Here is a 13,281-nt window from a genome sequence, read left to right as displayed (position 1 = left end):
CGGCGATGCACGAACAGAATTGCTTTCCAGGCACTCGCTGCGACCGGCGCGCTTATGGTGCTCCTGTGGTCCTACCTTGACAGTGAAATATCGAAGGAACTGGACGCACAGACAAACCAAAGGATCGAGTCTTCCCAATGGTCGCTCCATCAGTTCGAGGTTGAGTTTTATCGGTTGTCCGCGCTGGTCCGGAGCTCAGAGCAGAGCAAGGCTGAGCAAAGGGATTTAGAGGTTCGGTACGACATTCTTCTGAGCCGGTTCAGTGTTCTTAAGAACGACCATTGGTTTATTCTTGAGCAGAACGCCACTTTGACCGAGCGGATCAATTCTCTTGAACAAATGGTCTTGAGCTGGGAGCCCTTCCTAGAGGCACCGTTCAACAGTAGAAACCGAGAAGCACTGTCCGCGGCGGTTCAAAAGGCCGAAGCCCAGCTCAAGCCGTTGGTTGCAGAAATTCATGGTACTGCTAGCGCCTCGAAAGCAGAGGCGAGAAGCGAACTTGTTGAAAAGCTAACACACGTCAACTGGGCAATCGCCGCGTTGGCTTTCGCAGCTTTCGGCTTGGTTACCTCGCTCTACGTGCAGATCAAGCGTGAGGAGAGAGCTCGGCTCGCAGCGGAAACGCTCGCCGCCGAGAAGACGGCTCTCGTGCGTGAACTCGAGGACGCCCGAAACCAGGCTGTGGCAGCAGGCAAAGCGAAATCGGCTTTCCTCGGCGCCATGAGCCACGAGATCCGTACGCCAATGAGCGGGATAATTGGCATGGCCGACCTGCTTCACCGGAGCTCAACGGGTTCTGAGCAGCGCCGCTGGGCGATGGCAGTCAAAAGCTCCGCGACAGCACTTCTCACCGTGGTCAGCGACGTTCTCGAGTTTTCGCGAATTGAGGGATCAACCGTTCATCTCGTCCACGAGGCCTATGACATCGAGGAGCTAGTGGACGGGGCCCTTGAGTTGCACGCGCTGCCGGCCGCTGAGAAGGGGCTGTGGCTCGAGTCCATCGTCGAGCCTGATGTGCCCCGCGAACTGCTGGGCGATCCCGGTCGAATTCGGCAGATCGTTGTGAATCTCGTCAACAACGCTGTGAAATTTACCCAAGCCGGCGGCGTAAAGGTGTCTGTTTTCACATCTGAGGCCAGCGGTGGTGGGAGGCACTTGTGGATCTCGGTAGAGGACACGGGGCCAGGGATCCGCAACGAGGATATTCCCCGCCTATTCCAGCCGTTTAGTCAACTCGATGCCGGCGCATCAAGGCGGTTCGGCGGGACCGGTCTCGGACTTGCAATCTGCCATGGATTGGCGGACCAGATGGGAGGCAAGGTCACTGTCGAAAGCGCTGCCGGCAGTGGGGCGGCATTCAGGCTTTCCCTACCGTTGTCTGCAACAGACAAACAGGAGACGAGCGCACGTCTCAACGGGCTTCCTCCAGTTCTGGTCTTCATGCGTTCGTCAGAAGAACATAACGCGGTGTCGAACAAGCTGCGCATGATTGGGTGCGAAGTGTTCAATGCGAATGAACAACTCGCTACAGGCCATAATCCAAGCCGGTCAGTGGTCGTTCTAGATATGGAACACCCTGCCGCAGCCCAGATCGAAAGCAGCATACCGCCTGACTGGCCGGTGGTACGCGTGGTTTCCACCAGGAGTCATGGGTTGATCGGCAAAACCGGCACTGTTCTCCTGAAGCCTATACGGCGGTCTGCTTTGGCTGCGGCGCTTGCGGAGGCGGCGGGACAAGGAACTGGCGGGACTGCTTCGGGTGGAGCCCATACCAATTTGTCGATCATGGTCGCCGAAGACAACAGTTTGATGGCTGACATCATTTCGTTCTATCTTCGTAAGGAAGGGCACGAAGTAACCGTCGTTGGGAATGGCGCCGAGGCAGTTACGGCACTAGAACAGCGATCCTTCGATGTGGTGTTGATGGACGTCCAGATGCCTATTATGGACGGCATTACTGCCGCACGAGCCATACGTGCACGGCAAGACGAACGAGGACGAACTCCAATTATCGCGGTTACAGCGAACGCTCACGACGACGCGGCTGAGCTATGCAAGAGCTCGGGGTTTAACGGATTCATAACTAAGCCGGTAGATAAAAGAACTGTCGGTCATGTCATAGCGTCCGTGCTGGCCGGAACATCAGCTGTGTAGGCCGACGACTGGTAGCCGGCGTTATAAAACCATAGGCGGATCGTTCAGGAAATGGACTATAAATTGCCTGCGGAAGCCCCACGTTGGCAGCTTCCACTGACGTTGCCTCCCAGCTATTCGATTGAGCAGCATCTGTACTCTGCCCTCGAAATTACAGTCATCATTCCCGTGAAGGACGATCCGGACGGTCTCAGCGAGACCCTACATGCGTTGAATGAACTCCACGCTGGTGTGCGTCCGGCCAGGGTGATCGTGGTCGATGATGGGTCGAGCGACGCCGGAGCGGCCACGAGTGATGTAGTCCGCAAAGCGTCCGAGGCTGGTCTCGCGGGTGAAGTGTGCGTCCAGGCTGTAAACCGCGGGCCAGCCGCAGCGCGTAACCGTGGAGCTGAGTTGGCATCTACGCAGTGGCTCTGGTTCCTCGATGCTGGCGTTCGGCCGGATACGGACTACCTGGAGGCACTGACGGACCATGGCCACATCTGCCCGGCGGTGGCGTGGACCGGCCCGATCGCCTCGGACCCGACTGGGCTGTTCGCCTCCTACTACACCGCCCAATCCACTCTGAGCCCACCCGCTCAGCCGGACGGGCAACTGGATGGCTTCGTGACCGCGTCCGTTGTCATTAATCGCGCAGCATTTGAAGCGGTTGGTGGGTTCGATGAGCGCTTCCGGCGGGCAGCTTGCGAGGACCTCGATCTCGGCCTACGTCTCCGCCCTCACGGCCTGATCGGATACGCGGCTGATCTGTTGGTGCGGCACCGGTTTCGCGAAGACGAGGAGGATTTCCGCCGGCGGTTCAGGCGCTACGGATTTGGCTTCTTCCAGTTCGGCGCAAAGTGGAAGCAGAACATGGAGCCTTGGCCAGTGATCGCGAAAACAGACGATCCTGTGCACCGCCAGCTCGCTGGAATCCAATACGAGGCACTCTGGCAAGGCTGGAAGGAAGCCCAGGCCATGGTTGAAGCGGCAACGTCACAGGGGGCGGGCTTGCTCTCCTAAGGGCATTTCGCATACCTGCGCAACGTCCTGGAGCGCATGGTGAACGGCTACCCCGCCGCAGGCCCCGCCGATCTGCTCCCCTGGAACTGGAAGCCCGCCGTCAACGCCTGGTCGGGTGCAATCACGCCCCGCTTACATTCAAAGAAGCTGGTAGTTAGCGTAAGCCGCCTCAGCATCTGTGAGCGACTGTTCAGCTGCATCGAGGAGAGCGTTGATCGTCGTCCATGGCGCTCCGGTACGGCATGCGTGCTCAAGCTGGCTGGCTTGCAACGAGACCTGAAATGCTCCGAAGGACCGTGATGTACCTTTGAGGGTGTGCGCTTCAGCTTGCATCGTGTCGTGGTCGCGGATCGAGCGCATCGTGGCAAGCTTGCCTCGTGTCTCAGAAACGAACCTGGCGATGAACAAGGGCACATGCTCTTGGCCTAAGTCCCGTAGCATTGCGGATAGCGTATGCCCATCGATCCTATCGTCGTTGACTGGGAGCGATGGAAAAGACCGGTCCAAAACCCTGAGGAGTTCGTCCGGGCGCACGGGGCTGGCAAGAACCTCCTGCGCTCCAAGCGCCAGAATTGCGAGCCGGTATGCGGGGTTCGCGTCTCCGATCAGCGCCACTATCGGTGTGCTGCAGAACGGAAGGGGGAGGCGCCGCAGTGACGCAATCATGTCGGACCCCTCCATGTCCTGAAGCTGAGTGCTTATCAGCAGAGCATCGTAGCGGTACCTACCAGCGGCATCGATGGCGTCGCTGCCCTTGATCTCGACCTCGAGCGCGACATTGGGCACAGACTGGAGAAATGCGCTGATCAGATCAGATACGGCAGGGCGATCCTCGACTAGGAGCACTCTCCGCTCCGGGGGGTGGTTGCGGACGATCTTCCACACTGTGCCGGTCTCTTTCTCGTCGGGTGTGGACACTGAACAGGGAGCATTATCAGAAGAGAGCCGCGACGCTCCGGCAATCCGTCCACCTGTTCCGTGCACAGCAGTCAGAACGCGCTGGGCTGCGGCCAAAGATGAGAGTGGGCGAGTTACAGTGGCTGTGTTGCCGTTGCTCTCGTCATAGTTCTGCCAAGCATCAGGGTCGATCGCTCTGGCAATAAACTCAATGTCAGCTACGGTTTTCATCTAGGTCGTACAGCTCGAAAATTCATCAACTGATAGGGTTGGGTTAATCGAAAGGCTCTGCTCATTCCCAAGGTGATCGTAACCCTTCAAAAAGCCCGTTGTTGGGCGGCTTGAAGCGAGTAGCGACAACCACAATGTTCCTTCTGATATAATAGCTGAGAACTTAACAAGAAGTTTACTGGTAATTTAGACGATATTTTAGTAAAAAGCAACAATCGGTTGGAGCCAATCTGCGATGTGACTTCTACGTGGCATGGGAATGTTGAGCGGTCATGGACTTGTACTGACAAGCGTGGGTTGTGGATTTCCGAGGTGCGTTATCAATGACGACTTCATCTATACATGTAGTAGGATTAGAACGGCGTGAAGAACTGATTCCGTTGATGTGAGCCGGGATCAAATCGGATCTAGCCGTACGATAGAAGTCTGTCGTTGGCGCTACCATAACGAGCCAGCAGTGGGTCCTGTCTTTTAAGGATCCGCTCTAAGTGGGCGAGTGCGTCGTCCACTCCTTCGGCCGGCTCCACCCAGCGATCGGGTTCGGTAGCCACCGCGGGCGGGGGAAGGAGCGGGGACGCAGCAACAGCTCTGACCGCCGCTTCTGAACGCGGCGCCACCTCCCCGAGCATCGGCGCCAGATCCTCGGCCACGAACACCCGATGGCTGCGCCGGCGGGTGATCTCCACGGCGATCTCCAGGCGCTGCAACTCCTCCAGTAGGTCGGTCGCCGCGCTGGTGGCGCAGCGCAGCCGCGCTGCCAGCCGGGCCGGGCTCATCACTCCTTCCGCCGCCATGGCGTCGACGGCGCGGCGGATGCGGGCGTCGCTGCGCCGGTCGCCGACACGCCGGCGCCAGCTGCGCCAGCGGTGGTGCAGGGCGACGAGACGATCCTCTCCGTCCTCCGCCTGCCGAGCCATGCCGTCTAGGAAGGCAACTAACCAGACCCCGCGGGGCTCGGCGCGGCGTATTGCTTCCACCCCGTTCAAGCAGGGAAGCGGCAGAGGCGTCAGTCCCTGAGCGGCGAGGAAGCGGGAAACCGCAAGGCAGGCGCCGCTGCGGTCGCCGCCAGCTTCTAGGTGGGCAAGGAAGCCAATGCCGCAAGCGATCAGCGCCGCCGACCCGACCGAGGCATGGGCCTCGTCCATCTGGGCAAGCGCGTCATCCGTGCCGGTCGGGGCGAGAGCGGCCGTGCCAGGTTCGGTGAGCATCTGCCGCATCATATCGAGGGCAAGCATGGTGGCGCCCCAATCGCGCTGGGCCCGGGTCGGCACCTGCGCCAGCAAGGTGCGCAGACGGTTGGGATCGACCCGGCGACCCTGGGTCTCAGAAATCTCGGCCACGGCCTCGACCCGCGACCGGTGCAGCCACGCGGCCAGCACCGGGGTCCCGGCGGTTGCCTGGGCCAGCCGGCCGACGGCCACGGCGGCGCGCTCCAGGGGGGCGAGAAGGGGGAACGGGTCCAAAGAACGAAAACGCATGTATTGTTCTATATCAGGTGGTTATCGGCTTATAATATCGAAAAACCGCCGACTAGTCCACTACTGCGGACGGCCGATATCGCATGTTGGTGATAATTTCCGCTATCGCCAGTAGGGGAGGGCGGCTATCGTCGCCGGTTGTCGTTGTCAGGTGTCGGTTTTCCGGGATCGCCGGACACCAGCCTGAAATCGAGGGGAACGGCCGGATTTCGGCCCAGGATCGCTGGACTCGAACCGAGATCGGTGGACACGTTTCGCTCCTCAGACCTTCCCGACATCCCGTTCATGACGGCATTTTCGCCGCGGTAGGGTGGTTGGTGACCCGCTGCGGCCGAGGCGGATCGCGGGCAAGGTCACGACGTTCTGTTTCGACATCGTCCGGTGATCCTGGACATCAATCCAGTGATCCTGGTTTATTTTCCACCGATCTGGGAAACGCGGACGACTTGAAATTGCTGGCATCTGAGTCCATTGATTCGAGCAAATCGACATGGTGCGAAAAGCCGGTGCCGGCCAGCGAAATAACCTTTACTGGATGAGGACCAGCGGAAATCCAGACCGCATCTCAATAGCCTCCCCCGTCCACCGTTCCGTAAGCCGGTTCATGCAAAATGCTGCCAGTTCATGCGAAAAGTCCGGAGCTGTCGGCAACCGTCCCTAACCCTCTGACCGCCTGATCCATGACCTCCCAGCCGCTCCTTCCCGTCGTAACCGGGGCCAGAGACGACAATCCTCACGATCGCGCTCTCGCCCTCGACGGCGTGATCCTGCCGCACGCGCCGATCGCTCTCGCAATCGCACGACGCTTGGTGCCCTGGTGGCGGGCGCTTCAGCGCAACGCGCCTGCCAACACCGTTCGCGCCTTGTGGGCTGATGCCCGCCATTACATCCGCTGGTGCGGACTCAACGGCCGGGTCGCGGTCCCTGCGGGGCCGGAGACGGTGATCGCCTACCTGACGGCACTCTCCAAGAACGGCGGCCGCGACGGGCAGCCAGCCGCCTACGGAACGGTGGCAAGGCGGAAGTCCACCATCGCAACTCTGCATGAGGCTGTCGGCCTGCCGGACCCTTGCAAGGACCGGCTGGTGCGGCTGGAGATGAAAGGGTTCGCTGGCCGCCTCGGGCGGCGCCCTGCCCAGGCGATCGGACTGCGCCGCGAGGATGTGCAGGAGATTCTTGCGGCCCTAAGTCGTGAAGAGGGGCCACAGGCGGTGCGTGATGCGGCGCTGATCGCCGTCGGCTACGACACGCTTCGCCGCCGGGCCGAGTTGGTGCGGCTGACTGTCGCCGATGTCCAGGCTGAACGCGACGGCAGCGGCCGGCTGTTCGTGTCCCGGTCGAAGACTGACCAGGGCGGGCAGGGCCGCTGGTGCTGGTTGGGGCCCGACACCATGACCCTGATGCAGCGGTGGCTTCGGCTGCGCACCAGCCTGCTCGACGAGGCCCTGGCAGAGGGAGAGCAACTGGTGCGCCGCTGCAGCCGCGGGGACACCGCTAGGCGTGAGAAGCTGGAGCGCCGGCAGTCCCGTTTGGAATGTTGTCGCGCTGTCCTGTGGCTGCAGATCGGCACCGACCGGCTAACCCGCGGGACGGACGTTGTGCTGGGACCCTTGGCGGTGTCGGGGCCGGACCCCGGCAAGCGGGTGGGCGAGATCTTCAAAGAGCGAGCCAAGGCTGTGGGGCTGGAGGGCACCGGCGTGCCGGGGGAGGGGGCGGTGTCGGGCCACAGCCTGCGGGTTGGTGCTGCCCAGGACCTGGTGGCCGCCGGGTTCGGCCTGCCCGCTATCCAACAGGCAGGAGACTGGACCTCTCCCACCATGCCCGCCCGCTACGGTGAGCGCATCGCCGCCGGCGCTGGCGCGATGGCGCAGCTGGCGGAGAAGCAGGGGCGGGGTGGTGCCGGAGGTGACGAAGATGACTGATACGATGGCTTCAATGGGTGTCGGCACCGATTTCGGTATCAGTCAACGTGCAGCTCCGGATCATCGTTAAGATCGACCGCCACTTCGTTCCGAACTCCTTCAGCCAATTCGAAGACCTCATCCCGCACTTCCAATGTCTCTTCCGGACTGCCATGGAAGCTGATGTCGTCGAGAAAGCCGAGGACGATGGCATCCAGGAAAGAAGGAAAGACCTCGATCGTCGAAGGCGCGTGCTTGGTCGATGCGACGGCGTCGGTGAAGAGCCGTCGACCTGTGCCGGCGAAATCCATGTTGCTGATTTTGGCGTGGTGTTCGATGCGGATCGGCAGGTGCGCCCATTCAGCCGGTGGGGAGAACGACAGCGAGCAGTAGAGGTCCTGATGACCAGTGTGATCATCCACTCTGGGCCAGGCGAAAACTCCCAGCGTTTCCCAGGCGATGTCGAGTGCCCATTGTCCGGTGCGCTCTGCAGTGGCCGTGATGGTTGGAGTGATGACCATCTCCGCAACCGGTGGCTCGTTTTGCGCCGTAGGTTTGCCATCGGTGTCGCCAACCAGTCTGAGGTGGGGCGGGGCCAACGCGCGGTCCCAGGCGTCGAAGTCGCACCAGCCCATGCGCGACAACACCTCAGCCCAAGGCCTAAGGCACCGCATGAGCTCCGCTACGGTCAGGCCCGGTTCGAATTCCGGCAATGAGCGGACATGGCCCAGCAGAGCGAGACGGTCTGTGGCGTCCATGATCCGATCCGGTTCACGGTGCTCGGCGATGATGATCGTGCCGTTTCGCATCAATCGCAGAGTGGCCATATGATCAAGCTCCTGTTTCTGGCTGGTGACGGCACGGTGGCTCGTTCGGCGTCTGTGCTCAAAGCTTTAGCAGCGTATTTAGGTCTCTCAAACTCTGCACGGCTACAATTCGTCGCGGGACCCGTCGCAAGACGATTGCAGCGCGCCGGCAGACTTGGAATGGGGGGATGTTGGTGCGAAGTTGAAGGGTCGCTACTCTACCCGTGAGCTTCCATGCCGACCCGCTCCGTCAAACTCAAGCTGATCATCCCGCGTAAAGCGGATTGCCTCGACATCGCTCGCGGGCTCTGGACCACCCACGCTGCTGTGAACCAGGCAGCCCGTTACTATGAGGAGCAGCTGCTTCTGATGCGGGGCCAGGGGTACCGGACAGCGGACGGCTGGGTGTCCGAGGAAGACATCCGGCAACAGTTGATAGACGGCATCCATAAGGCTCGGAAGGAAAACGGCTGCGGTGTTCCGATCACAGACGAAGAGGCTGCGGATCTCCTGCACAGCCTCTACGGCGCGATTGTTCCCTCTGCCGTGGGAGAGCAAGGAACGGCACAGAACGCCAATCGCTATCTGGGTCCGCTCACAGACAAGGATAGCCGCGGTGAGTTGGACATCTTCGAGAAGATCGACCGGTTGCCGGAGTGGCTTCAATCCGTGCGCGATGGCGAAGTGTCGGGCTTCGAAGCCGCATACGCTTGGCTTGAGACGGAAGACGGGCAGCGTCGGCTTCGGATGACCGGGGCGCCGCCCGCCTGGGTGAAGGCCTACCGGCAAAAGGATCCGAAATGGCCGATCGCGTTCGTCACGGACGTCGACAGGAAGCTGCAGGAAGCTCAGGGTACCCCCAGCGTAGTCCGCAGGCTCAAGGAGGCGGGTGTTCTGCCTCTCTTCCCGGCCTTCATTGCGCGACGCCTCGCCGGGGGCCGAGCAGCGGTTGGACCGTGGGATCGGCTCGCATTTCGCTTGGCGGTTTCTCACCTGCTGTCCTGGGAGAGCTGGAGCCGGCGAGCGGCCGAGGAACACTCGCAGCGCAAAGCACGCGTCGAGCGCTTCCGATCCGAACGCCTCGTCGGTGAACTCGCCCAAAAAGTCGAGGCTCTGCGCCGCTACGAGGTGGAACGCAAGGAGGAACTCGAACGCGTCGCGTTGCCCATGGACGATCGTGATTTTCTGATTACCGGGCGCATGGTGCGGAACTGGACCGACTTGCGCGACAAGTGGCTTCGCGCGAAGAACCGGTCTATGGAGAACCTGCTATCGGTTTCCGCGGAGGAGCAGACCCGGAAGCGCGGCAGGTTTGGCGATCCCCACCTCGTTCGGTGGCTGGCGCGTCCTGAGAACCATCACATTTGGGCCGATCCTTCCATTGATCCTGTGAACTCGCTCGCTCACCTCAACGCGATGGAGCGGTTGGTCGAGCGCTCCCGCGAAACGGCAACAATGACGTTGCCCGACCCCCGGGAGCATCCACGATCCACCCAATGGGAGGCGGATGGTGGCACGAACCTGCGCAGCTATGCTCTGCGCGGCGCTCCCACCGGCTGTCTTGAGGTCAGGCTGCCGATCCTGACATGCGCGGAAGACGGTTTCTACGCTGAAGCGAGCATCACGCTACCTGTTGCGCCCTCCGACCAGCTCCAAGAGCCTGAGTTTGCCACCGACGGCCGGCAGAAGCTCCTGGCCTACCGAACGGGGGCTGGCGAGGCAATGCGCGGCGCACTCGGCAGTGCCGATCTGCTTCTGGACTGGGATTTTCTCCGCGCGCGTTCCTTGGATAGGATCGAGGCAGGCGAGATCGGACCGGCATGGCTGAAGCTTGCTATTGATCTCCACCCGCAGTACCCGGCAGGCTTCACTGGGAAGCTGCCGGCGGCGGCTATCCATTTCCAGACATCTCTAGGAGAGAAGAGCAAGCGCCAAGCCGAGGTGGTACCGGGCTTGCGCGTCCTCTCCGTCGACTTGGGCGTTCGCTCCTTCGGGGCCTGCTCGGTGTTCGAGCTCACGGCCGAGCAGCCGATGTCTGGGGTCATTTTCCCGGTTGCAGAACTGGGGCTGTGGGCTGTCCATGAACGCTCGTTTATGCTCGATCTGCCTGGGGAGGAACAGGGCAAGCAGGGACGCTTGTGGCGCGAGGCGGCGGATGCGGAGTTGCGGCGGCTGCGTCGAGGCCTCCGCCGTCACCGCACCCTGTTGCATGCTGCAAGCGCCGACGAGGCGGACCGCGCAGCCACCATCGCCGGATGGCGTGAGATCATTGGCTCCGGCGATGCTTGGTCCTTTGAGGTTGCTTTGTGCGCTGAACTAGAGGCGCGCCTATCATCGGCTCCACCGGTTTGGGAGGGGCTGGTCAAGGACGTGTCTCATCGATTCCGCCACAGCTTTGGTGAGATCGTCCATGAATGGCGGCACCGCACCCGTGCCCGGATGGAGGGGGACGGAACGGACAGAAAGGCATCCGGCAAATCGCTCTGGTCCATCCAGCACCTAACGGACGTGCGGCGCTTCCTGCAGGGGTGGAGCTTGGCTGGGCGTGCTTCAGGGGAAATTCGTCGGCTGAACCGCGCCGCAATGGGCAGTTTTGCTGGCAACCTCCTTGACCACATCGACGGGTTGAAGGATGACCGTCTCAAGACTGGCGCTGACCTGATCGTGCAGGCGGCCCGCGGCTACCGCCGTGGCGGCGATGGTAAGTGGGTGCAGGTTTATGCCCCCTGCCACGTTGTCCTGTTCGAGGACCTGTCACGATACCGGATGCGCACAGATCGGCCGCGCCGCGAAAACTCCCAGTTGATGAAGTGGGCACACCGGGCGATCCCGGGCGAGGTGGCCATGCAAGGGGAGTTGTATGGCATCCAGTGTCTGGAGACTGGTGCAGCCTTTTCCAGTCGTTATCGCGCGGCATCAATGACTCCCGGCATCCGCTGCCATGTGCTGACTAAGGCAAACCTCACTGACGTGGTGTTCCGCCAGGTGATCGAGCGGGAGAATCCCGGTATCGATGTCACGACACTCCGACCAAACGACTTGGTGCCGTTGGCCGGTGGAGAGATGTTCGTGTGCCTTGATGGGGACGGCGTCTGCCGGGTCCACGCTGACATCAACGCCGCCCAGAACCTCCAGCGTCGGTTCTGGACCCGCCACGGTGAAGCGTTCAGAGTCCCTACCCGGCGGGTGTTGGTGGACGGCCTGGAATGCTGGGTGCCGATGCAGATCGGCAAACGCCTGAACGGGGCGCTTGGTGGTTACGGGCGGCTCATCCCTACTGGGCATGAGACAGGATCGTGTCGCTGGGAAAGCCTCACGCCGCGTCAGTGGCGCGCACTGACCGGCGCTGGGGCTTCCGTCAGTGAAGGCAACGCGGCCGCAGACCCGGACATCGAGGAGCTGCTCGGGATTGAGGAGGAAGCTCTGGAACGAACCGGCGAGACAGTGGTCTTCTTCCGAGATCCCTCGGGTGTTGTCCTGCCGGATAGGCTGTGGTTCCCGTCACAAACCTTCTGGTCCGTGGTCAAGACGAAAACGGCCGCTCGCCTCAAAGCAAGCCGTTGAGCTTCTGTTGGTCCGTGCTATTCTGACCCCCGCTGGGCTATAGGCCCAGCGGACGTCGGTTGCAGTGCCTCGGCAATGGGGATCAGACCACTGCCAGCAGCCGAAGCGGTTTTTGCGAACCCGGCTCTTTGACATTGTCAAAACCTCGTTGCTGCGAACCCCAAGCGCGCATGAGAACGCCGGGGGGTTCGCGCGAAGCGTAAGCTACTGAACTGCCTGTGCTTTCCAAGATGATGCGGGATCTGCGCGTTTCGGTGTGTAGCGCTGCCCGGCAGGTTCGCACAAGCCTGCTTGTAAGGTGCTGCAAATGCTCACTGTTTTACTTAGGCAGTCGCAGCGAGCGTCTGGTTCGCACCTCCGTTGGCACTGGTCCATCGTCCGAACGGGCATGAGCACTGCTGATGTCGCAGCGAGCGTCTGGTTCGCACCTCCGTTGGCACTTCGCCATGGTTACTTGCACTCCATCCGATCAACGTCGCAGCGAGCGTCTGGTTCGCACCTCCGTTGGCACCGTCTCATGGCTGTTGAGCCAGTCGTCGGCAGCCGCGTTGCAGCGAGCGTCTGGTTCGCACCTCCGTTGGCACCATGTCGTGAGCATGGCACGGCCGCATACGGGTGAGTCGCAGCGAGCGTCTGGTTCGCACCTCCGTTGGCACGGCGTAACGGCGACGCCGAACCGGGGCGACCGCAAGTCGCAGCGAGCGTCTGGTTCGCACCTCCGTTGGCACCCAGGCTGACCAGTCCACGGCCAGGGGATTGCGGTCGCAGCGAGCGTCTAGTTCGCACCTCCGTTGGCACCGCATCACGCAACACATGGCCGCATCCCCGCGTCGGTCGCAGCGAGCGTCTGGTTCGCACCTCCGTTGGCACCACAAAGGGTCGGTCGAGGTCTTTCAAACGCTCGGTCGCAGCGAGCGTCCGGTTCGCACCTCCGTTGGCACAGCACCCCCCGAGAGGCGCGGCCCGGGCCATGCGTCGCAGCGAGCGTCTGGTTCGCACCTCCGTTGGCACATCGTCAAATCGCTGGCCTTCGCCAAGCCCGGCGCGTCGCAGCGAGCGTCTGGTTCGCACCTCCGTTGGCACACTGGATCAGCGGTATTGGGGTTTGGCGCGTTGATGGTCGCGGCGAGAAGCGGTTTCGCACTTCTGTTGGCACCCGGACCCATCCCGAGGAGGCGCATAGCGCGTGGCGGTTTCGCACTTCCGTTAGCACCACCGGATGATGACGGACACGATCCGCGGTCGCAT

The 13,281-nt window shown here is 61.7% G+C and carries 7 protein-coding genes and 1 CRISPR repeat array (1 of these 8 cut by a window edge); of the genes, 4 read left to right on the top strand and 3 right to left on the bottom strand.

All coding sequences use genetic code 11. The annotated features are described in order from the left end of the window. Nucleotides 1–54: 54 nt before the first annotated feature. Together ABNQ38_RS08075 and ABNQ38_RS08070 are read left to right on the top strand one after the other, a co-directional pair. The gene (locus ABNQ38_RS08075) at nucleotides 55–2,154 is read left to right on the top strand and encodes an ATP-binding protein (RefSeq protein ID WP_377806612.1); all 2,100 of its coding nucleotides are present in this window, start codon (nucleotides 55–57) and stop codon (nucleotides 2,152–2,154) included. Between the two features lie 51 nt (nucleotides 2,155–2,205). Next, nucleotides 2,206–3,156 (top strand): glycosyltransferase family 2 protein, encoded by a 951-nt coding sequence (locus tag ABNQ38_RS08070; RefSeq protein WP_377806611.1) that lies wholly within the window; start codon nucleotides 2,206–2,208, stop codon nucleotides 3,154–3,156. A gap of 138 nt (nucleotides 3,157–3,294) precedes the next feature. Here the strand turns inward: ABNQ38_RS08070 and ABNQ38_RS08065 are convergent, their stop codons facing one another. Both ABNQ38_RS08065 and ABNQ38_RS08060 read right to left on the bottom strand, forming a co-directional pair. Continuing rightward, the gene (locus ABNQ38_RS08065; RefSeq protein ID WP_377806610.1) at nucleotides 3,295–4,284 is read right to left on the bottom strand and encodes a response regulator; all 990 of its coding nucleotides are present in this window, start codon (nucleotides 4,282–4,284) and stop codon (nucleotides 3,295–3,297) included. Nucleotides 4,285–4,691: 407 nt separating this feature from the next. Further along, a complete protein-coding gene (locus ABNQ38_RS08060) occupies nucleotides 4,692–5,762 on the bottom strand; it encodes a hypothetical protein (protein WP_377806609.1) in 1,071 nt (356 codons plus the stop codon). Between the two features lie 680 nt (nucleotides 5,763–6,442). On the opposite strand from ABNQ38_RS08060, the gene ABNQ38_RS08055 reads away from it, so the two are divergent. Beyond that, nucleotides 6,443–7,684: a hypothetical protein gene (locus ABNQ38_RS08055; RefSeq protein ID WP_377806608.1), complete on the top strand. Its 1,242-nt coding sequence runs from the start codon at nucleotides 6,443–6,445 to the stop codon at nucleotides 7,682–7,684. Between the two features lie 38 nt (nucleotides 7,685–7,722). On the opposite strand, the gene ABNQ38_RS08050 is transcribed toward ABNQ38_RS08055, so the two are convergent. After that, the gene (locus tag ABNQ38_RS08050) at nucleotides 7,723–8,490 is read right to left on the bottom strand and encodes a hypothetical protein (RefSeq protein WP_377806607.1); all 768 of its coding nucleotides are present in this window, start codon (nucleotides 8,488–8,490) and stop codon (nucleotides 7,723–7,725) included. Nucleotides 8,491–8,703: 213 nt separating this feature from the next. On the opposite strand from ABNQ38_RS08050, the gene cas12b reads away from it, so the two are divergent. Next, complete coding sequence (gene cas12b, locus ABNQ38_RS08045) at nucleotides 8,704–12,033, top strand: type V CRISPR-associated protein Cas12b (RefSeq protein ID WP_377806606.1); 3,330 nt, start codon at nucleotides 8,704–8,706, stop codon at nucleotides 12,031–12,033. Nucleotides 12,034–12,363: 330 nt separating this feature from the next. Beyond that, nucleotides 12,364–13,281: a CRISPR direct-repeat array (repeat unit 37 nt; unit sequence GTCGCAGCGAGCGTCTGGTTCGCACCTCCGTTGGCAC); it runs 40 nt beyond the window's last position.

This window comes from Azospirillum sp. A29 (genome assembly GCF_042604625.1).
GTDB lineage: Bacteria > Pseudomonadota > Alphaproteobacteria > Azospirillales > Azospirillaceae > Azospirillum > Azospirillum palustre.
This window is presented reverse-complemented; position numbering and strand designations above follow the sequence as displayed.